A 25,610-nucleotide genomic window follows, 5' to 3' on the forward strand; every position below is an offset into this window, starting at 1 on the left:
GATGATGGGGCGACCCCGCAGACCGTCGAGTCCCGTGCTCCACCCGCCCGTCAGCCGAGGTGCCGTCGTTGGAACGCTGCTGGTTGTTCGCCCGTTCGGCCGTACCGGCCGACGGCTGCCCGGGCACGCGGCTGACCGAGCTGGTCGGCACCGTCCTGACCGGTCTGGTCGCCGCCGCCCGCCGAGCCGATCCCGGCATGAACTGGTTCTTCGACCCGGAGGGCTCCCCCGCCGAGCGTCTGAGCCTCGGCTTCCATGCCGTCCCCGCCGCGCTCGACGCGGTACGGGCGGGGCTGCTCGCGTACGACCCGGGAGCGTCCCTCGCCAGCGACCGGCGCGTCGTGCGCGACCCCGCCCGGGGCGGCCCGCTCGCGTTCGCGGGCAGCGAACTGGCCCTCACCCTGCTCGGCGGGGACGTGCCCTGGCTGGCCGGCGGCGAGCTGCCGCTGGCCGTGGCGCACCTGCGACACCTGACCGGGCTGATGCCGGCGGCCGACCGCCTGGCGTTCCTCTTCCTGCACTGGCAGGAGCGCAGCCAGCGGCTCACCGGCGCACAGCGGCGGGATCTGGCCGCGCAGGCCGACGACGGGGCGGAGAAGATCGTCCTGTCGGCCGGTGACCTACCGCTGGGCGGGGATGTGGCAGTGGCGTGGCAGCGCTACCTGGACCGGGTGACCGACGTGGTGGGCCACGACCACCCGACCGCGCCGTCCGGTTTCCTGCTGGCGCACCACGCGCAGCTCACCCACGATCGGTGGGGCATCCGGCCGGAGGTCGACTCGCTGGCCGCGCTGGCGCTGCGCCTGTCGATGGTGCGGGGCCGCCCGGCCGCGACCGCGCCGGTCCGCGTTCCGCAGAGGAGGCAGCAACCACATGCACGCGCCGGTACCTGACCGTCCCGCCGCCGGCGAGCCGGCCCACGTCGAGGTGGCGCTCGGGGAACGGTCGTACCCGGTGCTGATCGGTCCCGGCGTGCGCCACCGGCTCCCGGCGGAGGTGGCGCGGACCGGCGCCCGACGGGTCGTGGTGGTCTCGGCCCGGCCACCGGAGTGGACGCCCGACCCGGGCGTGCCGCACCGGGTGGTGCCGGCCCGCGACGGCGAGCACGGCAAGAACCTGACCACTGTGGAACAGCTCTGCCGAGCGTTCGCCGAGTTCGGGCTGACCCGGACGGACGCGGTGGTCTCCTGCGGCGGCGGCACCACCACGGACGTGGTCGGGCTGGCCGCCGGTCTGTACCACCGGGGCGTCCCGGTGATCCACTTGCCGACCTCGCTGCTGGCCCAGGTGGACGCCAGCGTCGGTGGGAAGACCGCCGTCAACCTTCCGGAGGGCAAGAACCTCGTGGGCGTGTACTGGCAGCCCCGGGCTGTGCTCTGCGACACCGAGCACCTGGGGACGCTGCCGCAGCGGGAGTGGCGCAACGGGTACGGGGAGATCGCCCGGGCGCACTTCATCGGTGCCGGCGATCTGCGTGACCGGCCGGTGGCGGAGCAGATCGCCGCGTCAGTGGCGTTGAAGGCCCGGGTGGTGGCCGCGGACGAGCGGGACTCCGGCCTGCGGCACATCCTCAACTACGGCCACACGCTCGGGCACGCGTTGGAGCGGGCCACCGACTTCGGCCTGCGCCACGGCGAGGCGGTCGGCGTCGGCACGGTCTTCGCGGGCCGGCTGGCCGGCGTCCTCGGCCGGGTACCGGCCGAGCGGGTGGCCGAGCACCACGACGTGGTGGCGGGCTACGGGCTCGACACCACGCTGCCCGCCGGCGTCGACCACGACGAGCTGATCGCGCTGATGCGCCGGGACAAGAAGGCCACCTCGGGCCTGTCCTTCGTCCTGGACGGACCGGGCGGAGTCGAACTGGTCACCGACGTCCCCGAGGTCGCTGTGCGTACCGCACTCGCCGGCATGTGAGGCCGGCACCGTCCGGTGCCCGTTCGCCGGCCGGCGCCCGGGGCGGCCGGGCCGGCGAACGGATGACGAGCCGCCGGAGCCGAGCCCCGGATCGGCGCGTCAGCTACCCAGGGCCCGCTGGATCTGCGCCACCAGCACGCCGCAGGCGTACCGGTCCGCGGCCCCGACCATGCCGACAATGGTCGCCGGCAGCGGGCCGTTGTCCGTCTCCGCCGGGTCGTGGTGCATGAACACGACGAACTGCCCCCGGTCGATGAACGGTGCGAGGATCGGTTCGGCGTCGACGCCGGGGGCCAGTGAGAAGAACGTGGTCATGGCGCATGGATGCTGGTCCAGCAGCGAACTGCGGTGCAGTAGCGAGGTGGTGGCCCCGCTGACCCGGAAGTTCGGGTCGATGACCCGCAGGGCGCCGTCGCGGCCGATCCCGGCGTCGAAGGAGCAGTAGCCCCGGTACCCGAGCTCACTGGCCTTCCGGACCCCTACGGTCAGCGCTTCGACCAGCTCCTCCGGGGGCTGATCGTCGTCCATCACACAACCGACCCACGTCGAGGTGGGCTGCGGCAGGTGTACGGACGAACCGAAGTAGTGCACCGCTCCGCTGTCGGTCACGCCGAACTGGATACCCCAGATGGTCTGGAAGGGCACCTCCTCTTCGACGATCCACTGCTCGCTCACCTGTTCCAACTGGTTGAACAGGGAACGGTTCCGCCGGTCCCGCAACCGACGGGTGAAGATCGCAATTCCGCTGGACACCTCGACCCCGGCCGGTTTGATGACCGCCGGCCGGCGGTCGCGCGCCACGATACGGCGCACTTCGGCGGGGGTGGCGACCTGCCGGCGGGGCAGATACTCCGGCGCGACCAGAGTCTCCAGCACGGTCTTGTTGTTGAGGCGGGCGAGCAGATCTGCGGGCACCCGGGCGCGAGCGGCCCGCAGTCGCGGGTCATGCGGAGGAAACTGGAACTCCAGCATCTCGCCCCGCTCGACGGCTTCCCGCGCGTACCGCACCGCCTGCGCGCCGGAACGGAATGCCCGCAGGTCGCTGGGCGTCTTCAGACCACTCCGGCTGAGCAGACGCAGCGACTTGTCCGCGCTGGAGCCGGTGCTGCAGATCGCCGCCGACTGGTGCGGAAGGGTCAGGTGCAGACCCGTGATCATGTCCAGGCCGTTGTAGAGAGCGGCGCCCGCGCCGGCGAGATAGGGGCTGTCGGCGGTGGCCGACGGGTCGGGCGGCCGGGCCAGGACCACCCCGTCGTGTGCGAACACCTGTACCTGGATGGGCACCTGCATTTAGTCTCCTGACATGCCGGCCCGGTGCGGGCCTCGGGGTGGCGGTGAAACCGGTGCGCCACGGCCACGAACAGCGGAGAACGTGGCCGAAGGGGTGGCTCCCGGTCCTGATCCGGCCGCTCGGCCGCGAGAGCCGGGCGTGCCGCGTGCACCGACCGGACGGTCGTGAGCTGGACCGGCCGGGAAGCCGGCTGGCTTATGGCCAGCGTTGCGGCGGCGAGGTGCACACCGCCGGTCAGCGGCTGAGTTTCCAGCCACCGACCGGCGTCATGATCGAAAGATCATAGTCACTATGCATTGCCCCGGGATGGGCCAGACAGGCGAACGCGAACGGCTCTTTCGCCGCCGAAGCCGCCGATACTCCTAGCGGGGCCATCGACTCGGGCTGACCGAAAAGCTGTTCTTCAGAAGGGCTGGAGTCGCCGGACGGCGCTGTCGCAGCCCGCGCTGTCGAGTGCCCGGATCCGGACGGCCACGCCCCCTGCCAGCTCACATCGCCGGCCCGGCCTCGACGCGGCCGGCGGGCACCGCCGACACGTCCCGGCCTGCCCGGGGAGGAGATCTCCGGCTGATGCGCTAGGGGTCGACGTGCCGATCTCTAGGGGTGTACGCCACTCCACAGCGCTTCGTATGGTCGGGCCCCATCGGCTCGTCGTTCCCACTCTCAGCGCACCGGATCGGGTGGCCCGCGAGCGGTGCCGCCCGTCAACGCGTCTCGCGCCAACCCCGCCGTCCGGCGTGCGGCATCCCGGCTGACCGATCGTCGCGGCCCTGCGCCTTTCGGTCGTCCCCTTTCGATCGGAGGTCGAGCTGTTGTCTGTCGGGTTCGATGGCGCCCAGGCCGCGGACGGCGCGGTTGCTCTGGAGCTCGTGGGGGACCTGCGGAGGCCGGCGGTGTGGCCCGCGCGGGCGGCCTCGGTGCACCGGGTACTGCCCGCCTGGCCGTCGCGCGTGACACCGGCCGGGCACGTCGTGGTGGCGGGGCTCGTGGCGGTCCTGGCCCGCTGGACCGGCCAGGACGAGGTGGTGCTCGGGCTGGCCCCGGCCGGCGGGGTGGTGGCGCGGGTGGACGTCTCGGGCGACCCGGGATTCGGGGAGTTGGCGGCGCGGGTGGGACTGGCGTGGACGGCGCCGGTGGCGGTTCCGGACCGGCCGGACCCGGTGGCGGTGGAGTTGGCCGACGGCCCGGTGGCGGAGACGGGACCGGCCGCGGTGGACGTCGACATGGTGGTACGCGTGGCGGCGGACGGGTCCGTGCTGCGGGTGGACTACGCGGTGGAGGGATTCTCCGCGCAGTTCGTACAGGGACTCGTGGATCAGGTCGTCGTGCTCGTCTCCGCCGGGACGGCGGCGCCGCAGGTAGCCCTGTCGAGGTTGCCGTTGCTGGACGCCGCGGAACGGGAGCGGTTGCTGACGTGGGGACGCGGCCCGGTGCGGGAGATCCCGGGTGAGCCGATCCACGAGCTCGTGCTGGGCTGGGCGCAACGGTCGCCGGAGGCGGTGGCGGGTGTCGCGGGTGACGAGGTTCTGACGTACGGGGAACTGGATCGCCGGTCAGGACTGCTGGCGGCGTACCTGCGGTCGGTGGGTGTCCGTGCCGGTGACGTGGTGTCCGTGGCGCTGGAGCGCGGGTTGTGGTCGCTGGTGGCCGCGATGGGCGTGCTGCGGGCGGGTGCCGCGTACACGCCGATGGACGTGTCGTGGCCCGCGGAGCGGATGCGGGTGCTGCTGGCCGACCACGGCGCGCGGGTGGTGTTGACGGTCGGTGCGGTAGCGCCCCGGATCCCCGCCGGGGACGGGGTCACGGTGGTGGCGCTGGACGACGGCTGGCCTGCGGTACCGGCCCGTGCGGCGGCGGATCTGCCTGTGGTGCCGGTGGACGCTCCGGCGTTCGTCATCTACACGTCGGGTTCGACAGGCACGCCGAAGGGCGTGGTGCTGTCGCACGAGAGGCTGACGAACTTCCTGGCGTGGATGACCGACGAGTGCGCCATCGGCCCCGGCAGCCGGATGCTGCACTCGGCGGCACCGGTCTTCGACGCCGCGTTCGGGGAGATGTTCGCCGCGCTCACCGGCGGGGGTTGCGTCGTCGTGTGCCCGCGCGACGATCTGCTCGACGCGCGCCGGCTCACCGATCTGGTCAACAGCCACGGCGTCACGCACACGTTCGGCCCGGCCACCAACATCGCCCCGCTCGACCCGGCCGCCTGTCCCGGCCTCCGCTGCATCATCTTCGGCGGCGAGGCCGTCCCGCCGCGGTTGGCCCAGCGGTGGCTGACGGCGGGCACGCGGGTGGTCAACGCGTACGGGCCGGCCGAGATCGCCGTGGCGTGCACCTGGTTCGACGCGTCGGCCGGGTGGGGTGGCGCGTACGTACCGATCGGCTGGCCGATGCCGAACCGGCAGGTCCGCGTCGTCGACGCGAACCTCGACCTCATGCCGGTCGGGGTTCCCGGGGAGATCCTGATCGCCGGCTTCGGCGTCGCCGACGGTTACCTCAACCGCCCCGAACTGACCGCCCAGCGGTTCGTCACCGACCCGTACGGCGGCGGGCTCGCCTACCGCAGCGGCGACCTGGGGAGATGGAACAGCGCCGGCGCACTGGAGATCCTCGGCCGGATGGACCACCAGGTGAAGGTCAACGGCATCCGCATCGAGCTGGGCGAGATCGAGAGCATCCTCGCCCAGCACCCGGAGGTGGAGACCGCCGTCGTCGTCCGCCGCGAGGACCGGGGCGTGGCCCGACTCGTCGCGTACGTCACCGGGCGCGACGGCCGCACCCCGGCCACCGGCGACCTGCGCGACCACGCCGCGGCCCACCTGCCCAGCTACATGCTCCCCGCCGCCGTCGTCACCCTCGACCGGTTCCCCCTCGGCGGCACCGGCAAGATCGACCGGAATGCCCTTCCCGCACCCGGCGCCCAACGCCCCGACCTCGGCGTGCCGTACGTCGAGCCGGCCACCGAGGGCGAGCGCCTCGTCGCGGAGGTGTTCGCGAGCGTGCTCGGCATCGAGCGGGTCGGCGCCCGCGACAGCTTCTTCCACCTCGGCGGCACGTCGTTGCAGTCCGCAGCCGTCGCCACAGGCATCGACGAGGCCGCCGACGTGGTCGTGCCCGTCTCGCAGATCCACCGCACCCCCACCCCGCACGAGCTGGCCCGGTGGCTCGCCACCGCCCCCCGCCGTACGGACACCGGCTCGACCGCCGGACAGACCCGGCAGCGCCCGGGACCGGTCCCGCTCGCGCAGCAGGTGGCGAAGTGCCTGATGTCGCCGCTGGAGGTCGTCGTCCCGGTCACCTGGTGGATCGAGGGTGAGCTGGACCTACGGGCCCTGATGGCCGCCCTCGGCGACCTACACCACCGCCACCAGGCCCTGCACGCCCGCTACCGGCGCACCGACCCACCAACAGCAATCATCCCACCCAACCCCGGCATGCCCCAGCTACGGCTACTCGCCGACGCCGCCACCGAACACGACGCCCTCGACCAACTCGCCGAAGCAGTACAGCAACCACTCGACTACACCCAGGGCCGCAACTGGCGCGCCGCCCTGATCCGAAACAAAACCACCAACCGAATCCTGTTCGGCATCGGCATCCACCACATCGCCTTCGACGGCTGGTCATACGGACTACTCGTACGAGACCTCAGCCACGCCTACACCGCACGACAAGCCGGCCACACACCCACCTGGCAACACCCCGCACCCACACTGCACCAGTCCTACGACGAATACACCCGCCTACGCGACGCCGCCGACCTGCAAACCCAACGAACCTACTGGCGCGAACAACTACGCGACCTGCCCCGCCAAGGCACGGGCCCGGCCACCGCGCCCCTGGAACAGGCCCTCGCCTGGGGACCGAAGGCGGGCCACACCGTCACCGTCACCCCCGAGGTGCTCGACCGCTGGGACCGGGCCGCCCGCGACCACCGCTTCAGCCGCTCCAGCTACTTCGTGGCGGCCTTCGCCTCGGCGCTGCGCGCCATCCATCAGCAGGACGACATCGCCCTGCTGATGGTGGTGGCCAAGCGCGGCAGCCGCGTCCTCGACTCCGCGTTCACCACCCGGCTCAACCTCAACTGCGTGCGGGTGCGCTTCGACGGGCCGCAGGACGACAAGCTGGTCCTGCGGGTCGACGAGACGATCCGCGATCTCATGCGGGCCCAGGACGTTCCCTTCGCGGAGACCGCCGACGATCCCGCCGCCGGGCTCTCCGGCGAGGTGGTCGCGAGCCTGCCGACGTTCGTGTTCCAGGACAACGTGGTGGTGCCGCTGGAGCTGCCCGGCTGCCGGGCCGAGGAGGTCGTCGACCCGTACGCCCGGGAGGTGCCCAACGGGCTCACGGTCGAGGTGCTGCCCCGCGTCGACCATGCTCTCCTGCGCGTCACCATCCGCACCGACTACCTGCCGTACAGCTTCGCCGAGGAGCTGAACCATCACATGCTGCGCTTCCTCGAAGACGGGCCGGCGGGTACACCCACCGCCGGCTGACCGTCCGCCTTTGCGTACCGGCCGCTCGTCGTCGCGTGGCACGCGGCCCGTTGTCCCGAGAGTTCGTGGTTGTCCCCTCCGGCGCACCCCTCTGGGTGGCGCCGGCCCTGATCGGAGGCTGGCTCAATGTCTGTCGGAATCGTCGGTGCGCAGGCCACGGATGTCGCTGGGCCCGGCTTCGAGATCCTCGACCTGATGGGGGACCTGCGCCGGCCGGCCGCGTGGCCGGCCCGGGCGGCCTCCGCGTACCGGCCGGTCGACCTGCCCGTCCCGGCGGGGGCGCGCTCCCCCGGCGCGGTGCTGCTGGCCGGTCTGCTGGGGGTGCTGGCCCGGTACACCGGCCAGGCCGAGGTGGCGGTCGGTCTGTCGTCGGGCGGCGTGCTGCGGGTCGACGTCGCGGATGAACCGGGCTTCGGCGAGCTGACGTCGCGGGTGGCTGCGGCGCTGACCGGCCCGGTCACGCGTGACACGGGCGCGGCGGGGCCGGTGGTGGTCGGGCTGGCGGACGCCCCGGTGGCCGAGGTGGGGCCGGACGTGGTGGACGTGGACATCGTGGTGACCGTCGCGGGGGACGGGTCGGCGCTCCGGGTGGACTACGCAGCCGACGGCTTCTCGGCGGACTGGGTGCGGGGTCTGGTGGACCAGACCGTGTCGTTGCTGTCGGCCGGGGTCCGCGAACCCGGGGTGCCGCTGGGCGCGCTGCCTCTGCTGGGCGCGACCGAGCGCGAGCGGCTGCTCGCGTGGGGCCGGGGCCCGGCCCGCCCGGTGCCGGGTGAGCCGCTGCACGAGCTGGTGCTCGAGTGGGCGCGACGCACGCCGGACGCGGTGGCCGGAGTCGCCGCCGGGGAGGTGCTGACGTACGCGGAGCTGGCCCGTCGCTCGGGGGCGCTGGCCGCGCAGCTACGGTCGATGGGCGTACGGCCCGGGGACGTGGTGTCGCTGGCGTTGGACCGCAGCATGTGGACCCTCGTCGCCACCCTGGCGGTGCTGCGCGCCGGGGCGGCGTACACGCCGATGGACGTGTCCTGGCCGGCGGACCGGATGCGGATGCTGCTGGCCGACCACGGCGCTCGGGTCGTCCTCACCGTCGGCGAGGTCGCCCCGCGTGTCCCCAGACCTGACGGCGTACGGGTCGTCGCCCTCGATGTCGACTGGCCCACCCTGGCGGCGGCCGAGGCGGCCGACCTGCCGGTGGTGGCCCCGTCCCGGCCGGCGTTCGTGATCTACACGTCCGGCTCGACCGGGACACCGAAGGGTGTCGTGCTGACCCACGAGCACCTGACGAACTTCGTCACCTGGATGCGGGAGGAGTGCGCGGTCGGCCCGGACAGCCGCATGCTCCATTCCTGCTCCCCGGTCTTCGACGTGGCCCTCGGCGAGATCTACACCGCGCTGACCTCCGGCGCCCGCGTCGTCGTCAGCTCCCGCGACGACCTGCTCGACGCCCGCCGGTTGACGGAGCTGATCGCCAAGGAGCAGGCCACCCACGCGTTCTGCCCACCCACGAACCTCGCCGCCGTCGATCCCGCCGACTGCCCCAGCCTGACGTGCGTGACCCTCGCCGGGGAACCCATTCCGCCCCGCATGGCGCAACGCTGGACGGCCGCCGGTGCCCGCCTGATCAACGCGTACGGGCCCGCGGAGGCCTCCGTCGCCTGCACCTGGTTCGACGCGTCCAAGGGCTGGCCCGGCGCGTACGTGCCCATCGGCCGACCCATGCCCAACCGGCAGATCCGCGTCGTCGACGCCAATCTCGACCTCGTCCCCATGGGCGTCCCCGGCGAGATCCTCATCACCGGCGCCGGCGTCGCCGACGGCTACCTCAACCGCCCCGAACTGACCGCCCAGCGGTTCGTCACCGACCCGTACGGCGGCGGGACCGCCTACCGCACCGGCGACCTCGGCCGGTGGAACGCCGCCGGAGCGCTGGAGATCCTCGGCCGGATGGACCACCAGGTCAAGGTCAACGGCATCCGCATCGAACTCGGTGAGATCGAGGCGACTCTCGAACAACACCCGGACGTCGGCACCGCCGTCGTCACCCGTCGCGAGGACCAGGGCACCGCCCGGCTCGTCGGCTACGTCACCGGACGCGACGGACGCGTCCCCGTCACCGCCGACCTGCGGGCACACGCCGCCGCCGTGCTCCCGCCCTACATGGTTCCCGCCGTGATCATGGTCCTGGACCGGTTCCCCACCGGCGGCACCGGCAAGATCGACCGACGGGCGCTACCGGAGCCGGGCTCGCGCCGTCCCGATCTCGACGTGCCATACACCGAACCGGCCACCGACTCCGAACGCCTCGTCGCGGGGATCTTCGCGACGGTGCTCGGACTGGACCGGGTCGGGGCACTCGACGGGTTCTTCCACCTCGGCGGCACCTCCCTGCAGTCCGCCGCCGTCGCTGTCGCCCTCGACGAGGCCGCCGACGTCGCCGTGCCCGTCTCGCAGATCCACCGCACCCCCACCCCGCAGGGGCTGGCCCGCTGGCTCGCCACCGCCCCCCGCCGCCCCGGGGCCGAGCCGGCGCCGTCCGTCACCGGCCGTCCCGGCCCGTCGAAGCCCGTCCCGCTGACCCCGTCCGTCGCGAAGTGCGTCGTGCTCCCCTTCGAACTGGTCTGCCCGACCACCTGGTGGATCGAGGGTGAACTGGACCTACGGGCCCTGATGGCCGCCCTCGGCGACCTACACCACCGCCACCAGGCCCTGCACGCCCGCTACCGGCGCACCGACCCACCAACAGCAATCATCCCACCCAACCCCGGCATGCCCCAGCTACGGCTACTCGCCGACGCCGCCACCGAACACGACGCCCGCGACCAACTCGCCGAAGCAGTACAGCAACCACTCGACTACACCCAGGGCCGCAACTGGCGCGCCGCCCTGATCCGAAACAAAACCACCAACCGAATCCTGTTCGGCATCGGCATCCACCACATCGCCTTCGACGGCTGGTCATACGGACTACTCGTACGAGACCTCAGCCACGCCTACACCGCACGACAAGCCGGCCACACACCCACCTGGCAACACCCCGCACCCACACTGCACCAGTCCTACGACGAATACACCCGCCTACGCGACGCCGCCGACCTGCAAACCCAACGAACCTACTGGCGCGAACAACTACGCGACCTGCCCCGCCAAGGCAAGGGCCGGCCGCAGGAGATCCTGGAACAGACCCCGACCTGGGGCCCCAAGACCGGGCACATCGTCGCCGTCCCGCCCGAGCTGGTGCGGCGCTGGGACCGAGCCGCCGTCGAACACCGCTTCAGCCGTTCCACGTACTTCGCCGCCGCCTACGCCTCGGCGCTACGCGCCATCCACGGGCAGGACGACATCGCCCTGCTGATGATCGTCGCCCAGCGCGGCAGCCGCGTCCTCGACTCCGCCTTCACGAGCAGGATCAGCAGCAACTGTCTCCGGGTCCGGTTCGGCGGCCCGGAGAAACACCTGATGCGGGGCCTCCAGCAGGCCGCGGACGACCTGATGGCCGCACAGGACGTCTCCTTCCTGGAGATGGTCACCGACGACCCGGTCCTCGACCTGCCCCGCGAGGTGATCAACAGCCTGCCCTCGTTCGCCTACCAGGACAACCTCGTCCTCCCGCTGGACCTGCCCGGCTGCCGGACCGAGGAGGTCGTCGAACCGTACGCCCGGGAGTGGTCCGGTGCCTGCGTCGCCGAGGTGCTGCCCGGCGACGAGAGTGTCCTCCTGCGGGTCACCATCCGTACCGATCTGGTCCCGGCCCCCGTCGCCGAGATCCTGGCCACCGGCATGCTGCGCTTCCTGGAAGCCGGCCCCGAGGCGGTCAGCGACACCCGCTGACCGCCGCTTGCCGGCAGGCTCGGCGGCAGCGCGCCGTGCGGCCCGCGCGAGCAGCCCGGCGCGCTCCGGTCCGGGTCAGTGGACGAGGGCCGCCGGGCAGTGCGCGAGCAACTCCGCCGGGGCGTGCACGACCAGGTCGGGGCCGGCCGCGAGCAGCGCCGCGATGTCCCCGCCGTGCCACGTCGTGGCGACGGCCGTCGCCCCGGCATCCCGGCCGCTGAGCAGGTCGATCACCGCGTCGCCCACCATCATGGCCTCGTGCGGCGGCACGTCGAGGTTGCCCAGTGCCTGGAGCACGATGTCCGGGGCAGGCTTGGGACGGGCCACCTCGTCGGAGCCGATCACCTGGCCGAAGAGGCCCAGCACGCCGAGTTGGTCGAGCAGGGAGCGGGCCCGCGGGCCGGCCTTGCCGGTGGCGATCCCCATTCGGATGCCACGCGAGTGCAGGGTCTCCAGGGTCTCCCGGACGCCGGGGAAGAGCGGCACGAGGTGGGCCATCCGGTAACTCTCGCGGACGAACGGCTCCTCCATCTCCAGGGGCAGCCCCATCAGGCGCATGATGTCCGGGAAGTACCGGCCCATGTGCCGGTTGTACTCCTCGAACGGTGCCGGCCCGTCGCCCACCACCTCGGCGTACGCGATGCTGAACGCCTCACGCATGACGGCCGAACTGTCGACGATGACGCCGTCGAGGTCGAACACGACCGCGCGGATCGGGCCGCGCGCCGGCGACGGCGGGGTCACCTCGACTGTGGACGATGGACGGCTCATGGCTGCTCCCGGAAGGGGTTGGGGCCGAGGGTGGTTCTCACCCGGCGCGATGGCCCACCAGTGCGTGCTGGCGCTCCGGCCGGGTGGGCCGGGCGCACTGGTAGATCCGTTCGATGATGTCGATGGTCCGGCGGGCCTCGACGACGGCCGCGCCCCGGGCGGCCGGGTCGGCGAGCAGCCCGGGCAGGGCGTCGAGCTGGTGGTCGTACTCCGCGCCGATCGGCTCCCCGGGCAGCGGCAGCCGCGCGGTCCGGCCGTCGCGGGTACGCGTCAGCACCGGCGTGGGCTCCCGGTTGGGACTGAAGCCGAACGTGCAGCGCAGCGTCGCCGACCCCGCGGCGCCGTGCACGGTGACGGTGGTGCGGTCCAGCGACTCGTGCGAGGCCCAGCAGGCGTGCAGGGCGACGGAGGCGCCGGTGTCGGTGAGCAGGAAACCCCGGGCGGTGTCCTCGACGTCGCCGGGAACGTGGCCTGCGGTGTCGGCCCCGCCGCGCCAGGCGGCGTGGGCGGCGCTGTCGTTGACGAAGTCGTCCGAGACGCTGCCGATCGCGTGAGTGACCCGGGCCGGGCCGAGCAGCGGCAGCACCGTGTCGAGCAGGTGCCAGCCGAGGTCCACCAGCGCGCCCCCGCCGGACTGGTCGCGGCGGGTGAACCAGCCGCCCGCGTCGGGCACCCCTCGGGCGCGAACCCAGGCCACATCGACGTGCCGGATCGGGCCCAGCCCGCCGGCCACGTCGGCCAGCGCCCGGATGTCGGCCCGGTAACGGGCAGCGCTGCCGGCCAGCAGCACCGCGCCGCCGTCGCGCTCCGCGTCGGCCAGGATGCCCGCCTCGGCGGAGGTCAGGCAGACCGGCTTCTCCAGGAACACCGGTACGCCCCGGCGCAGCAGCCGGACGGCGACGACCGCGTGCAGGTGGTTCGGTACGGCGACCACCGCCAGGTCGACCGTTCCGGCGGGCAGGTCCTCGACGTCGGCGTACGCGGACGCGACGGCGTGGGTGTCGCGGGCCTGATCGCGCACCACGGGCTGCGGGTCGACCACGGCGACCACCTCGAAGCCGGGGTGTGCGGCGAGCCGGGGCAGCCAGATCTCCCGCCCGGCCCAGCCGAGGCCGACCACCGCGACCCGCACCGGCCGGCCGGCCGCGGCCGGGGGCCGGGCCGTCATCCGGCGAGGACGTCGGCGAGCACGGCGGCGATCTCGTGCATCTGCTGCTCCGTGCCGAGCAGGGTGCGGTGGTGCAGCCAGACGCAGTCGGAGTGGATCTGCTCGGTGTTGGGGCAGCGGGCCGCGATCGCCTCTACCGACTCGTCGGACGCGCCGGCCATCCAGAAGCCCTCGCACCGGTAGATCGCCCGGAACGCCACGAACGCCGGGACGCCCCGGGCGATGAGCGCGTCCACCACGGCACGGCGGCGCTCGATGCCGATCCCGGGGACACGGAACATCGCCATGTAGTGCGGGTTGCGGTCGGTGCGGGGGTCGGTCGCCTGCGGGACGACGCCCGGGATCTCGGCGAGCAGGCTCGACAGCAGCGGCCAGCGCTGCTCGCGCAGCGCGATCTGCTCGTCGAGGCGGGTCAGCTGGGCGCGTAGCACAGCGGCGGTGAACTCGCTCATCCGGTAGTTCGAGCCGGTGGTGCTGTGCAGGTATTCGCGGTCGGTGCGGGGCCGGCCGCAGCTGTGCACGAGGAATGCCCGCTCGCGCAGTTCCTCGTCGGGGAAGACGACCGCTCCGCCCTCGCCGGCGGTCATGAGCTTGCCGTTCTGGAAGCTGAAGGCGGCCACCGAGCCGAGCGCGCCGGCCCGCCGGCCCCGCCACTGCGCGCCGTGGGCGTGTGCCGCGTCCTGCAGCAGAGCCACCCCGGCGTCGGCGGCGAGCTTGTCGAGCGCGTCCATGTCGGCGAACTGCCCGGCCATGTGCACCGGCATGATCACCTTGGTACGGGGGGTGATCGCGGCCTCGACGGCGGCGGGGTCGACGCAGTAGGTGTCCAGGTCGACGTCGACCGGCACGGCGACCGCGCCGAGACGCTGCGCGGCCAGCGAGGACGAGATGAACGTGAAGGCCGGGACGATCACCTCAGTACCGGGGCCGACGCCGAGCACCTCCAGCGCGACTTCCAGCGCGTGGGTGCCGTTGGTGACGGCGAGCGCGTGGGGGCTGCCGTGGTAGTCACCGAACTCCCGCTCGAAGGAGTCGACCTCACTGCCGCCCATCCGCCACCACTGACCCTGTTCGAGGGCGCGGATCAGTCCGGTTCGCTCCTCGTCGCCGTACTGCGGCCACTCGGGGAACTCGGACACCGTCGAGGGCTGACCACTCATGACTTCCCACTTCCCAACTCGGGCAGACCAGGGGCTTCGACTGACCATCGGGCGGGACGACCCGAGACCGCCGGTACGCGGTCCGGGCACAGCGGAGCACCGGATGGCCGCGCGGTACGTGACGCCTCCGTCCGGAGCCGGCGGCGTCGCTCAGCAGGGAGGACGGTAACCGACGCGGATACGCGGTCACCGCCCCTAACAGCCCCTAGCCACCCCTTAGTCCACCCGCGCCTCGGGCGCCGCCGGTTCGCCGGGAGCCGTCGGCGTAGTAAGACTGCGGTGACCAGTCATCAGGCTCTGCGGGACCAGGGCCGTGCCCCACGAGGTGAAGCGTGTCGGACGTACTGCTGCTGAACGGCCCGAACCTGGGCATTCTCGGCCGGCGGGAACCGGAGATCTACGGCACCGACACCCTGGACGACATCCAACGCGCCGTCGGCGAGGAGGTCGCCACCCGGGGCTGGGGTGTGGTCGCCGAGCAGCACGACTGCGAGGGTGCGCTGATCCGCACGATCCAGAACAGCTACGACACGGTGGGCGCGATCGTCAACCCGGGCGCCCTGATGATCGCGGGCTGGAGCCTGCGCGACGCGCTGGCCAACTACCCCCGGCCCTTCGTCGAGGTGCATCTGTCCAACGTGTGGGCGCGGGAGAGCTTCCGGCACGACTCGGTGATCGCCCCGCTGGCCAGCGGGGTGATCGTCGGGCTCGGAGCGCTGGGCTACCGGCTGGCCGCGCGCGCCCTCACCGCGACCGTCCGATGACGACCGGGCACCCCGCCGTCCAGTGCCGTGGGCGCCGGCGTGCCGGCAGCGCGGTCGTCCGCACGTCCCGACTCTTCCCGAAGGACCTCACGTGGAGATCTCCGTCCTCGTCCTGACCCTCGTCCTCGCCGCCGTGTTCGTGGGCACCGCCGTGCCGAAGCTCACCGGGCAGGCACAGATGCGCGAGCGGATGGACCACCTCGGCGTCTCGCCGGGGCTGACACGCGCGCTGGGGGTGCTGGAACTCGCCGCGGTCGCCGGGCTGCTGCTCGGCCTGCTCTGGCCGCCCCTGGGCATCGCCGCGGCGATCGGTCTCGCCCTGCAGATGGCGGGCGCGGTCGTCTACCACTCCCGGGCCAAGGACCCGGCCGCGACGATCCTGACGCCGGTGATCTTTGCCGTGGCCGCCCTCGCGCTCGTCTACCTGCACGTGCGGCTGGGCTGAGGCCGGCCGTGTCCGGTCCGCAGCGCCACGGCGGCGTCCTCGGCATCGACGTCGGCGGCACCAAGGTCGCGTTGCGCGCGGAGGCGCCCGGGCAGCCGGCGTACGACCGCACCTTCCGCTGGCCCCGGACTGCCGACCCGGCCGCCGACCTGACGGTGCTGGCCGTCGAGGTGGACCGGCTGCGCGACCGGTGGGGACCGGTGGACGCGGTCGGGGTGGCCATGCCGGCGACCACTGACACCGGTGGCACCGTCACCACTTGGCCCGGGCGCCCCGGCTGGGTGGGCCTCGACCTCACCGGCGCGCTGCGCCGCCTCTTTCCCGACGCGGCAACCGCCGTCGCCGACGATGGTGATCTCGCCGCCCTTGCAGAGGCGCGCTGCGCCGGCGCGGACGACGTGGTCTACCTGGGCGTCGGCACCGGGATCGGCGGTGGCGTCGTACTGGCCGGCCGGCCGGTGCCGGGCCGGTCCTCCGCCGAGATCGGTCACGTGGTCGTCGCTCTCGATGGTGAGCGCTGCGACTGCGACCGGCATGGCTGCCTCCAGTCCATCGCGTCCGGCCCCGCCACCCTGCGCCGTGCTGCCGCCCGCCGGGGCGGCGAGGTGGGCTTCGATGACCTGCGGGCCGGACTCGACGGGCGCGAGCCCTGGGCGGTGGCGGCGGTCGAGGAGAGCTGCCGGGCGCTGGCGGCGGCGGTGGTGAGCCTCGGCGAGATCCTCGATCCGGCGCTGGCGATCGTGGGCGGCGGGTTCGCCGCCGGCCTGCCCGGCTTCGTGCCGCTCGTCGCGGAACGGGCACGCCGCGCCGGCCGGCCCGGGCGTCCGGCGCCACCGGTGCGTCCCGCCGCCCTCGGCGGGCTGTCGTCCCTGCACGGCGCGGTGGAGCTGGCTCGTGACCTGACCGGCACGCCGGCTCCCGCGCGCCCCACCCCCATCGCGTAGAGGAGAGCAGCATGGTCAGGATCGGTGTCATCGTCGGCAGCACGCGACCCGGCCGCAAGGCCGACGCCGTGGCCCGCTGGGTGCGCGACGTCGCCGCCAAGCGGGGCGACGCCACTGTCGAGCTGGTCGACATCGCCGACTACGCCCTGCCACACTTCGACGAGGTGCTGCCACCGTCGATGGCGCCGTCGCGACGCCCCGCCGTACGCCGCTGGGCGACGACCGTGGCCGGGTTCGACGGCTTCGTCTTCGTCACGCCGGAGTACAACCACTCCATCCCGGGCGCACTGAAGGATTCCCTCGACTTCCTCTACCAGGAGTGGCAGCACGCCGCCGCCGGCCTCGTCAGCTACGGCGTGCACGGCGGCACCCGGGCGGCGGAGCACCTGCGGCTGGTGCTCGGGCAGCTCGGCGTCGCCGACGTCCGCTCCCAGGTCGCGCTCTCTCTGACGACCGACTTCGTCAACTTCCGCGACTTCCGGCCGGCCGCGCACCACGAGCAGGCCCTCGGCACCATGCTCGACGAGGTGGTCGCCTGGGCCGGCACACTGCGGACGCTGCGCCGGGCCTGACGCCGCTGCGGCTGCGCGGGCCGGTGACGGGGGTCGGGCATCCAGCGTCGACCCGCCCGCTCGGCACGGCACGGCACCGGACGCTGGGTCGTGGCCGGGCCCCGCCCGGTCGTGAGCCAGGGGGGCGGGGCTGCCCGCTCAGGCTCCCGGTGCGACGACCAACCGCTCCGCGGCGACCTGCGCCGCGTCGGTGCGTACGACGCCGGCGAACTCGCGGGCGCGGGCGGCCACCTCCGGCCGCAGCGCGGCGCCCAGAGCCTCGGTCAGCGACTCGACGGTCGGCACGGAGCCGGGGTGTGCGGTGCCGATGCCGAGCGCGGACACCCGGCGCGCGAAGTAGTGCTGGTCGTACACCTGCGGTACGACGACCTGCGGCGTCCCGGCCCGCGCGGCCGTGGTCGTGGTGCCCGCGCCGCCATGGTGGACCACCACGGCCACCTCCCGGAACAGGTCCTGCTGGTTCACTTCGCCGACCACCAGGCAGTCGGGGGACCGGTCGACAGGCGAGAGCGGCGCCCAGCCCCGGGAGACGACCAGCCGGCAACCGACCGCGCGCACGGCCCGCACGGCCGTCTCCAGCAGACCCGGGGGTGCGGCGACGCTGCCGAATCCGACGTAGACGCACGGCCCGCCGGCGTCCAGGAAGGCCGTCAGCTCGGCTGGCAGGGCCCGCTTGTCGGGCAGGAGCCAGGCACCCGGTTGGTAGACGGCCGGATCGGCGACGTCCGGCCAGGGTGCCAGGGTCGGGTCGGTGGCCAGCCACGGCCGGTCGGTGTGGATGTGGTCGCTGACGTCGTCGACCGTGCCCAACCCCACCGCCGACCGCAGCGCGTTGAGGGGCGCGGCGAAGGTGTCGTTGACGTGCCGCAGGTTGGCGGCCCACAGGTCGCTGTTGTCGGCCGACGCGGGCGCCGGGACCTCCCCGAACACCGGCAGCGGCAGCGGGGGGTGGTGGGGTGAGGGAAGGGCCGCCGGGCAGAGCGCCGCGAAGACGTACGGGATGCCGCGCTTCTCCGCCACGGTGCGGGCGGCGATCTGGAGGCCCGTCGACGCGACGAGGACGTCACAGTCCCGGGCTGCGGCCGACAGCACCTCGAACTGAATGCCGATGGAGGACTCGGCGAGCTTGCGTACCTGCGCGGGCGAGGGTTTTGGCACGGCGGCCCGCGACCTGGGCGCCGCCGACCTGCGCCAGGGCGGGCCGACGGGCACGAAGGGAATCCTGAAGCTGGCCACCCAGCGGGCGAAGTCGGGCGGGGCGCAGAGGCGGACCTGGTGGCCGAGGGCCGTCAACCGCGACGCGAGCGCCACCAGTGGTTGGACATCGCCGCGCGACCCGAGAGTCGACAGCAGTACGCGCATGATACTCGCCTTTCCGTCTTTTGCCCCGGATCCGGGCGCGGCTGGGCCAGGCCCGACAGCGTTGTCGGGCCTGGCCGCACCGTCGATCTGCTATCCCCGCGTCGTGGAGCGCCCCGGCACCAGGGCAGCGGGTCGCGCTCTGGCGGCGGTCTGAGCGGGTACCCGGCGCGCGCCGGGCGCGGGTCGGAGGGGCCGCAGGATCAGTACGTGGCCGAGCCCCTCGACCGCGCGCAGCTCGGCCGCGCAGGCCGCGGCCTGCGCCTGGCGCAGGTAGTCCAGCGTCTGCGGGTCGGCGGCGCACATCCCCGGCGTCGAGTCGGCGGTGGCGACCAGGTGGACCTCGCCGGCCAGCAGCAGCGAGGCCGAGATGAACTGGCAGAGTTCCGGCCACAGCAGGTACCGCCAGAAGTCCACGCTGATCACCGCGTCCAGGCTGCCCGGCGGCATGGGCGGGGCGACGCCGAGCAGGTGGAAGTTGGTCCGCCCGATGGGTGCGGCGTAGTCGTAGGTCAACGCCGAGGTGGGCAACCCGGAATCGGCGCGGCCGGTGCCGATCCAGAGCGTGCGGTGCCCCCGCACCTGGCCGGCGAGGCGCGCGGCGGCGGGCCCGATGGCGCAGGCCGACCGCTCGACGCACTCGTCGATGAGCGCGCGATAGTGCAGGATGCGCCGGATCGCCTCGTACCCCATGACGGCGGTAAGGAACTCCCACTCCAGGCACGGATAGAGCCGGGCCGCCTGCTGGAAGTTGGCCTTCATCTCCATCCAGTTGCGGGTGATGTTCTTGTGGTGCGGCAGGTGGACGACCCGGGCGTCGTCGTCGTAGCCGAAGTTGACGCCGTCGGGGAGGCTGCGGTCGACGCGGTAGAACAACTCGACGTCCTCCACGCCGTAGCTCAGACCGAACGCCTCGCGGTAACCACCGACCTGCGCGAAGTGAGCGCTGGTCAGCGAGATGTTGTGCGTGTAGGCGATGACCCAGCCGGCCCGGAGCCACTCGCCCCCGTCGTCGGGAAGCCCCGTGGCGAACCGCAGGTCGCCGCCGTGCGGGAAGGCGCGTGCGACCGCGTGCGACTCCCCGGCCAGCACTGCCGGCAGGTCAGCGAGGCCGATCTCGTCCCGCCGGCCGATCAGCACCGCCGCGTTGCCGGGCACGCTGTGCCAGGCGAGGTGCCGCTCCAGCAGGTCGGGCACCGCCCACGAGTCGGCGTCGAGGAAGACCAGCAGAGGTGCGCAGGCACGGCGCGCCCCCTCGTTGCGGGCGACGGAGCGGCCCTTGCGCTCGGCGAGTTCCAGCACGCGCAGGCGGAGACCGGCACCCTCGGCGAGCGCCTCGGCGTACCCGTCGGACGAGCCACCGTCCCGGACCACGATCACCTCGAAGCGTTCCGGCGGCAGCGTCTGCCGGGTCAGCGCCCTGAGGGTCAGCGCGAGGCACTGCGGATCCTGGTAGGTCGGCATCACCACGCTCAGCGCCGGAGGGTTGGTGGGCAGCGACATGGCGATCCTCTCCGTCAGACGATCTTGCCGTCGGGGGGCGGCGACATCGTCAGACGATAACTCTCCGCGACGACATCCTTACGCATCAATAGGGGTCTATAGGGGTGCACTGTCCCGACATGACAGTCGCCGCCTGACCGGAACCTAACCACGCGCAGGAGCAGCAGCCGCGATAGGAAGCAGAGGGTTAGATCAACCCGATTCGGCCGGCGAACTCACGTACGCCTGGCAGGTTGCGGCTGTCGCGGCCGAGGAGTTCGGTGGTGAGTTGCTGCGCCCATGGCCGGTAGCGGCCACGCCGTCAACAACGCTCATGGTCACTGCAACGAGTTGATGTGCCGTACGCGGCCATGAACATGTCCAGCAGTCCGTCGACCGCGCTCTCGTCGATGGGGCGGGTTGACAGCAGCCAGCGGTAGTAGAGAGTGCCGCATAGCACCTCGGCGGCGAATTCCAGGTCCGCTCCTGGGGCGAGTTCACCGGTGCGCTGAGCGCGGGTGATCCGGTCGAGGGTGCTCTGCTCGACGGTGGCCAGGAACCGTTCGTGCAGGGTCGCCCGTAGCGTGGAATCGGCCTGCGCCTCGGCGATGACTCCGCGGTAGACGGGGCCGATCGGCGGGCTGGATAGGGCCAGGCTTGAGCGTAGGAACTGTTCGCGCAAATCCGCACGGACGTCCCCGGCGTTGCGGTAGTCCAGATCGCTGGTCCACACGAGGCTGAGCGCGTCGAGCAGCAGCGCCGCGATGGACGGCCAACGCCGGTAGATCGTGTGCTTTCCGACCCCGGCCCGCCTGGCGACCGCCTCGATGCTCAGTCCCGCGTAACCGACCTCCGCGGCCAGATCGAGGGTCACTCGCAGCAGTTCTTCAGTGCGCGCAGCGCCTCGGCGCCGTGGCGTGGCAGGCGTGTCGGTCATGCCGCGATCCTATCGGCACACGGCGTGCCGTTGACAATGTAGCGGGCTGCGTGCGACATTAGGCCCCGATCGGCACGGTGCGTGCCGATGGAGGAGCGTGGTGGCATGTCGCCACCCGCGGGCCCAGGATTGCGCCTCATCAAATCCGCAAGGAGTGATCTGCCATGAGCAGCACCGGAAACAGTGAGCACGAAGGATTCGCGGCCGAGGAGCGGGCCGCGATGAAGGACCACGCCCAGGAGTTGAAGAAGGCCGTGCGCCGACGGCCCGCAACCTGTCGGCGACGGCCGACCACCGGATGGCCGCAGCGGCCAAGCCCGACTTCGAGCCGGTAGGGGTGCTGCACCAGGTGAAGGCGCCCACGCTGGTCATCGAGGGCGGCCACGAGCCGGTCAAGCCGGGGCACGGCACGATCATCCCGAGCAGATCCCGGGAGCGCGGCTGATGATCGTGGCCGGCATGGGCCACACGCTGCCGCCGGAGGCGCACGAGGAACTGGTCGCCGCCATCCTCGCGCACACGGCGGGACGACACGATCAAAGATCGATCGAGATGAATCATTATGATCTCACCCGGCAACGCGCCGCTGGGTGAGGAATCGTCAACCGAGGCCAGAATCCACGGAAATGGGGAGTAGCGAAGTGCGTGTGCTGTTGACCGCGTGCGGGGCACGCGGGGATGCGACGGAAGCGTACGAGCGGAGTCGCCAGTGATGAACGCCGACGTGGTCATTGTGGGCGCCGGTCCGACCGGGCTGATGCTAGCCGCTGAGCTGCGTCTGGCCGGTGTGCGACCGCTGCTGCTGGAGCGGCAGCCGCAGCGCCGGGACACCCCCAAGGCCGGTGGTCTCGGCGGGCAAATCCTGGAGCTGCTGCGCTACCGGGGCTTACTGGAACGCTTCGAAGCCGCCTGCCCCGGCCCCGGCCTCACCCCCCGGTTCCCGTTCGGCGGCGTGCACCTGGACTTCACCCAGCTGCCGGATCCCCCGCTGCACGCCCTGCCGCTGCCGCAACCGCTGCTGGAGCGGCTGCTCGATGAACGCACCGGCGAACTCGGTGTCGACGTCCAACGTGGGCACGAGGTGATCGGGGTAAGCCAGGACGAGGCCGCGGTGACCGTGGAGGTGCGGGGCCCGGACGGGCCGTACCGGATCAACGCCCGCTACCTGGTGGGCTGCGACGGCGCGCGCAGCCGTATCCGCGACTGGGCTGGCATTGGCTTCCCCGGCACCACCTATCCGGAGGTCAACCGGCTGGCCCAGGTCACCCTGCCCGACACGGTGACCGTGCTCGGCAACGGCGATCTCGACGTGCCCGGCTTCGGCACCATCCGCGCCGGTTTCACCCGCACGGACCACGGCCTGCTCGGCGTCGGCTCATCGCCCGACTCCAAGGTCGTCTCGGTCTACACCATCGAAGACGAGAACACCGAATACGACGACGACGTCTCGATGACCGTCACCGAACTGCAGGACAGCGTCCGCCGCGTGCTCGGCGCGCACCTGCCGGTCGCCGAGGCGCTTCGGCTGTCGCGCTTCACCTTCAAAGCCCGCCAAGCCGAGCGCTACCGGGCCGGGCGGACCCTGCTGGCCGGGGATGCGGCGCATCTGTTCCCGGCCACCGGGGTAGCCCTCAACGCCGGCATGCTGGACGCGGTCAACCTGGCCTGGAAGCTGGCCGCCGACCTGCACGGCTGGGCGCCGCCCGGCCTGCTGGACACCTACCACGGCGAACGCAGCCAGGCCGCCGCCCGAACCATGCTGCACACCCGCGCCCAGGTGGCACTCCGGCGCGGGCACGACGCGGCCGCCGAAGCACTGCGGGAGGTCTTCTCCGAACTGCTCACCGACGAGCAGCCGCTGCGTCGCATGGGAGCGCTGGTATCCGGTACCGACGTCCGTTACCCGATGCCCGGCGCCGGCCACCACCCGCTGGCCGGCACCTTCGCCCCCGACCTCACCCTGCACACCGACCAGGGCGTCACCAGCGTCGCGGAGCTCATGCCTGGTGCGCGGCCCGTCCTCCTCGACCTCGCCGACCGGCCGGACCTGCGCGAGGCCGCCCGGGACTGGCGGCATCGCGTCGACCTCCACACCGCCAAGACCGACGATCGACCGGCCGACGCGCTCCTGATCCGGCCGGACGGCCACATCGCCTGGGCCGCGACCCTCGATGAACCCGCCGACACCGCCGCGCCCGCGCTGCGCGAAGCGCTCTCCGGCTGGTTCGGCACACCCTGAAACGACGACCAGATCGCCCACGCTCACGGATGCGGGGCCCCTGACCTTAGCGTCCAGAGGATCTCAACTTGATCTTTAACCTCCGAAGGTCCTGTGGGGACCCTGGCCGATCACAGAAACAGCCCTTGGTCGATGATCTTCTTGTCTAGGGAAGAGCATCAATTACCAAGGGCTGTTCTGGTGACCAGTGTGCATGACCGTGGTCGGGCTGATGTCGTCGGGGAGCTGGACAGGTTCCGGCGAGAGTTCTACGACTGCCTGACCGCTCGGGCTGACGCGTTGTTCGACCTGACGGACGCGGTGTTGTGCGCCGACGGGCCGGTCCGGTCGTTGGTGGAGTTGTCGCTGGTGGGTGAGCACCGCCGCGGTCACGGGGCGTTGTATGACGCCCTCGCTTGCGGGCGGCTGGACGTCGATCGGCTGCGCACGGCCCTCGCCGGGGTGTCGTTGCCGCGGGCAGCTGATGGTCGTCTCGTCCTGGCGGTCGACATCACTTGCTGGCTGCGGCCGGACGCGCACACCTCGCCGCAGCGGATCTTGTGTCACACCTACGGTCGCGGCAAGGATCAGACCATCATGATCCCGGGCTGGCCGTACTCGATGGTCGTGGCCCTGGAATCTGGTCGCAGTTCGTGGACCGCGCCGTTGGACGCGGTGCGGCTGGCGCCTGGTGACGACGCGGCCACGGTCACCGCTGGTCAGCTGCGAGACATCGTGGGCCGGCTGATCGCGGCCGGGCAGTGGCAGGCCGGGGACCTGGAGATCCTGGTCGTGGCCGACGCCGGCTACGACGCACCCCGACTGGCGTTCCTCCTGCGTGACCTGCCGGTGCAGGTCCTGGCTCGGATGCGTTCGGACCGGGTGCTACGCCGGGCAGTGCCGCCCCGGCAGCCCGGGACGATCGGCCGACCGCGCAGGCACGGCGACGAGTTCGTCTTCGGCGATCCCACTACCTGGGGTGAGCCGGACGCTGCCACCGTCGCCGACACCCGCCTCTACGGCACGGCGCGGGCCCGAGCCTGGGACCGGTTGCACCCACGGTTGACCCATCGATCCGCCTGGACCGCTGCGGCGAAGGTACTGCCGGTCATCGAGGGAACCGTCATCCGTTTGGAGGTCGACCATCTGCCCAGCGGCGCGACCCCGAAGCCGGTCTGGCTGTGGTGGTCCGGCGTCGACGCCACCGCCGCTGATGTCGACCGGCTCTGGCAAACGTTTCTACGTCGCTTTGACATCGAGCACACATTCCGCCTGTTCAAGCAGACCCTCGGCTGGACCTGCCCCAAGATCCGCACGCCACAGGCCGCCGACCGGTGGACCTGGATGATCCTCGCCGCCTACACCCAGCTCCGTCTCGCCCGCGCCCTCGCCGCCGACCTGCGCCGCCCCTGGGAGAAACCCGCACCACCGCAGCGTCTGTCACCCGCCCGCGTCCGCCGCGGGTTTCGGCACCTGCGCACGAAGGCGACCTGTCCGGCCGGTGCACCCAAACCCTCCCGGCCAGGACCAGGACGGCCACCCGGCCGCCGCAACGACCACCCCACCCCGCGCTACGACGTCCACATCGCGACCACCACAAACGCCAAGACAGCAGCCGGAAAGAAGACGAAATCCGTCAATCCCCGCCCACGCCGCACGTGTTAAAAATCAAGTTAGCACCAGCCGCTCTGAGGAACGAGGGACTCGAACCCAAGACAACCTCTTGTCGAGTCCTCTCAGGACTTGTCATTGGTTGTCAAAACCCCTTGTAACGGAAAGTAGCCGAAGTCGGCTTGTCATTACTTGCCTGAGACAGTCGTTGAGCTGCAAGTACGCTGCTATGACCTCACCGGCTCTTGTCACTCTTCGCCAACATTTGGCCCGGGTTTTCGGGGGGTAAACGGGGGGCGAAGGTTGAACGTCCGCCACGTCTGACCGTCTATCCACCGGTCTTGCCAGCTTTATAGCCAGGCCCATCCAGGGGCTCTGCCAGCTTCGGCCTTAAGCATCGACAGCAGTTGGTCTGTGCGCGAGCTGCGGGGCATCGGGAGACTTCCGGACGGCTTGGCTGCTAGCGTTCGCCGCCATGTGGACCGAGGAGATCGTGGCCGGGCGACCGGCGTGGCGGCACATCCCGTCGGGAGTCGTGTTCCGGGAGGTTCCCGGCGGCGCGTTCCGGATGGGCCTGTCCGAGGCGGAGCTCGACGCGGTACGCGCCATCGAACGCAGCGGCGGTGTCGAGGACACCATCGACCCGTTCC

At 72.1% G+C, this 25,610-nt stretch carries 19 protein-coding genes; 12 read left to right on the forward strand and 7 right to left on the reverse strand.

The window, feature by feature from the left end; all coding sequences use genetic code 11:
- The first annotated feature begins 59 nt into the window (after window positions 1–59).
- Entirely contained in the window at window positions 60–893 is an 834-nt protein-coding gene (locus ML5_RS29365; RefSeq protein ID WP_232236800.1) for a hypothetical protein, read from the forward strand.
- Window positions 874–1,914, forward strand: a complete 1,041-nt coding sequence (locus ML5_RS29370; protein ID WP_013477287.1) for a 3-dehydroquinate synthase — start codon at window positions 874–876, stop codon at window positions 1,912–1,914. Before ML5_RS29365 ends, ML5_RS29370 begins: the two co-directional genes overlap by 20 nt.
- Window positions 1,915–2,013: 99 nt before the next feature.
- Here the strand turns inward: ML5_RS29370 and ML5_RS29375 are convergent, their stop codons facing one another.
- Window positions 2,014–3,204: a hypothetical protein gene (locus tag ML5_RS29375; RefSeq protein ID WP_013477288.1), complete on the reverse strand. Its 1,191-nt coding sequence runs from the start codon at window positions 3,202–3,204 to the stop codon at window positions 2,014–2,016.
- 894 nt (window positions 3,205–4,098) lie between these two features.
- Here ML5_RS29375 and ML5_RS29380 point away from each other — a divergent pair.
- Together ML5_RS29380 and ML5_RS29385 are read left to right on the forward strand one after the other, a co-directional pair.
- Window positions 4,099–7,701 carry an amino acid adenylation domain-containing protein gene (locus ML5_RS29380; protein ID WP_236619322.1) on the forward strand — a complete coding sequence of 1,201 codons (3,603 nt, stop codon included), beginning with the start codon at window positions 4,099–4,101 and terminating at the stop codon, window positions 7,699–7,701.
- 126 nt (window positions 7,702–7,827) lie between these two features.
- Window positions 7,828–11,529 (forward strand): amino acid adenylation domain-containing protein, encoded by a 3,702-nt coding sequence (locus tag ML5_RS29385; protein WP_013477290.1) that lies wholly within the window; start codon window positions 7,828–7,830, stop codon window positions 11,527–11,529.
- A 75-nt stretch (window positions 11,530–11,604) separates the two neighbouring features.
- Here ML5_RS29385 and ML5_RS29390 read toward each other — a convergent pair whose 3' ends face one another.
- From ML5_RS29390 to ML5_RS29400, 3 genes are read right to left on the reverse strand one after another with little or no spacing between them, the layout of a single operon-like run.
- The gene (locus tag ML5_RS29390; protein ID WP_013477291.1) at window positions 11,605–12,300 is read right to left on the reverse strand and encodes an HAD-IA family hydrolase; all 696 of its coding nucleotides are present in this window, start codon (window positions 12,298–12,300) and stop codon (window positions 11,605–11,607) included.
- 37 nt (window positions 12,301–12,337) lie between these two features.
- Window positions 12,338–13,468, reverse strand: a complete 1,131-nt coding sequence (locus ML5_RS29395; RefSeq protein WP_013477292.1) for a Gfo/Idh/MocA family protein — start codon at window positions 13,466–13,468, stop codon at window positions 12,338–12,340.
- Window positions 13,465–14,628, reverse strand: a complete 1,164-nt coding sequence (locus ML5_RS29400) for a DegT/DnrJ/EryC1/StrS family aminotransferase (protein ID WP_013477293.1) — start codon at window positions 14,626–14,628, stop codon at window positions 13,465–13,467. Before ML5_RS29400 ends, ML5_RS29395 begins: the two co-directional genes overlap by 4 nt.
- A 332-nt stretch (window positions 14,629–14,960) precedes the next feature.
- Here ML5_RS29400 and ML5_RS29405 point away from each other — a divergent pair, with 332 nt between their 5' ends.
- From ML5_RS29405 to ML5_RS29420, 4 genes are all read left to right on the forward strand, one after another.
- Window positions 14,961–15,392, forward strand: coding sequence for a type II 3-dehydroquinate dehydratase (locus tag ML5_RS29405; RefSeq protein WP_013285616.1), 432 nt, complete (start codon window positions 14,961–14,963; stop codon window positions 15,390–15,392).
- Between the two features lie 91 nt (window positions 15,393–15,483).
- On the forward strand, window positions 15,484–15,837 hold the full coding sequence (locus ML5_RS29410) for a DoxX family protein (protein ID WP_013285615.1): 354 nt from the start codon (window positions 15,484–15,486) through the stop codon (window positions 15,835–15,837).
- 8 nt (window positions 15,838–15,845) lie between these two features.
- Entirely contained in the window at window positions 15,846–16,781 is a 936-nt protein-coding gene (locus tag ML5_RS29415; RefSeq protein ID WP_013477294.1) for an ROK family protein, read from the forward strand.
- Between the two features lie 11 nt (window positions 16,782–16,792).
- Entirely contained in the window at window positions 16,793–17,353 is a 561-nt protein-coding gene (locus tag ML5_RS29420; protein WP_013285613.1) for an NADPH-dependent FMN reductase, read from the forward strand.
- Window positions 17,354–17,491: 138 nt separating this feature from the next.
- Here ML5_RS29420 and ML5_RS29425 read toward each other — a convergent pair whose 3' ends face one another.
- The 3 genes from ML5_RS29425 to ML5_RS29435 all read right to left on the reverse strand — a co-directional run bounded on the left by ML5_RS29425 (window position 17,492) and on the right by ML5_RS29435 (window position 21,131).
- Window positions 17,492–18,715: a glycosyltransferase gene (locus ML5_RS29425; RefSeq protein ID WP_013285612.1), complete on the reverse strand. Its 1,224-nt coding sequence runs from the start codon at window positions 18,713–18,715 to the stop codon at window positions 17,492–17,494.
- A gap of 90 nt (window positions 18,716–18,805) precedes the next feature.
- Window positions 18,806–20,215, reverse strand: a complete 1,410-nt coding sequence (locus ML5_RS29430) for a glycosyltransferase family 2 protein (protein ID WP_013477295.1) — start codon at window positions 20,213–20,215, stop codon at window positions 18,806–18,808.
- A gap of 301 nt (window positions 20,216–20,516) precedes the next feature.
- Complete coding sequence (locus ML5_RS29435) at window positions 20,517–21,131, reverse strand: TetR/AcrR family transcriptional regulator (RefSeq protein WP_013477296.1); 615 nt, start codon at window positions 21,129–21,131, stop codon at window positions 20,517–20,519.
- Between the two features lie 298 nt (window positions 21,132–21,429).
- On the opposite strand from ML5_RS29435, the gene ML5_RS32625 reads away from it, so the two are divergent.
- From ML5_RS32625 to ML5_RS29450, 4 genes are all read left to right on the forward strand, one after another.
- Window positions 21,430–21,576 (forward strand): hypothetical protein, encoded by a 147-nt coding sequence (locus ML5_RS32625; RefSeq protein ID WP_176921682.1) that lies wholly within the window; start codon window positions 21,430–21,432, stop codon window positions 21,574–21,576.
- On the forward strand, window positions 21,576–21,725 hold the full coding sequence (locus ML5_RS32630) for a hypothetical protein (protein WP_201766715.1): 150 nt from the start codon (window positions 21,576–21,578) through the stop codon (window positions 21,723–21,725). Before ML5_RS32625 ends, ML5_RS32630 begins: the two co-directional genes overlap by 1 nt.
- 118 nt (window positions 21,726–21,843) lie before the next feature.
- Complete coding sequence (locus ML5_RS29445; RefSeq protein WP_013477297.1) at window positions 21,844–23,370, forward strand: FAD-dependent monooxygenase; 1,527 nt, start codon at window positions 21,844–21,846, stop codon at window positions 23,368–23,370.
- 180 nt (window positions 23,371–23,550) lie between these two features.
- Window positions 23,551–25,014 (forward strand): NF041680 family putative transposase, encoded by a 1,464-nt coding sequence (locus ML5_RS29450; RefSeq protein ID WP_013473762.1) that lies wholly within the window; start codon window positions 23,551–23,553, stop codon window positions 25,012–25,014.
- Window positions 25,015–25,610 lie beyond the last annotated feature (596 nt).

Origin of the sequence: Micromonospora sp. L5, from assembly GCF_000177655.2 — a bacterium.
Taxonomy (GTDB): domain Bacteria; phylum Actinomycetota; class Actinomycetes; order Mycobacteriales; family Micromonosporaceae; genus Micromonospora; species Micromonospora aurantiaca.

Bases quoted from the DNA above. Each gene is read 5' to 3' on its own strand.
- ML5_RS29445 (WP_013477297.1), top strand. From the start codon at position 21,844: ATGAACGCCGACGTGGTCATTGTGGGCGCCGGTCCGACCGGGCTGATG.
- ML5_RS29420 (WP_013285613.1), top strand. From the start codon at position 16,793: ATGGTCAGGATCGGTGTCATCGTCGGCAGCACGCGACCCGGCCGCAAG.
- ML5_RS29430 (WP_013477295.1), bottom strand. From the start codon at position 20,215: ATGTCGCTGCCCACCAACCCTCCGGCGCTGAGCGTGGTGATGCCGACC.
- ML5_RS29400 (WP_013477293.1), bottom strand. From the start codon at position 14,628: ATGAGTGGTCAGCCCTCGACGGTGTCCGAGTTCCCCGAGTGGCCGCAG.
- ML5_RS29395 (WP_013477292.1), bottom strand. From the start codon at position 13,468: ATGACGGCCCGGCCCCCGGCCGCGGCCGGCCGGCCGGTGCGGGTCGCG.
- ML5_RS29375 (WP_013477288.1), bottom strand. From the start codon at position 3,204: ATGCAGGTGCCCATCCAGGTACAGGTGTTCGCACACGACGGGGTGGTC.
- ML5_RS29425 (WP_013285612.1), bottom strand. From the start codon at position 18,715: ATGCGCGTACTGCTGTCGACTCTCGGGTCGCGCGGCGATGTCCAACCA.
- ML5_RS29385 (WP_013477290.1), top strand. From the start codon at position 7,828: ATGTCTGTCGGAATCGTCGGTGCGCAGGCCACGGATGTCGCTGGGCCC.
- ML5_RS29390 (WP_013477291.1), bottom strand. From the start codon at position 12,300: ATGAGCCGTCCATCGTCCACAGTCGAGGTGACCCCGCCGTCGCCGGCG.
- ML5_RS29435 (WP_013477296.1), bottom strand. From the start codon at position 21,131: ATGACCGACACGCCTGCCACGCCACGGCGCCGAGGCGCTGCGCGCACT.
- ML5_RS32625 (WP_176921682.1), top strand. From the start codon at position 21,430: ATGGCCGCAGCGGCCAAGCCCGACTTCGAGCCGGTAGGGGTGCTGCAC.
- ML5_RS32630 (WP_201766715.1), top strand. From the start codon at position 21,576: ATGATCGTGGCCGGCATGGGCCACACGCTGCCGCCGGAGGCGCACGAG.
- ML5_RS29370 (WP_013477287.1), top strand. From the start codon at position 874: ATGCACGCGCCGGTACCTGACCGTCCCGCCGCCGGCGAGCCGGCCCAC.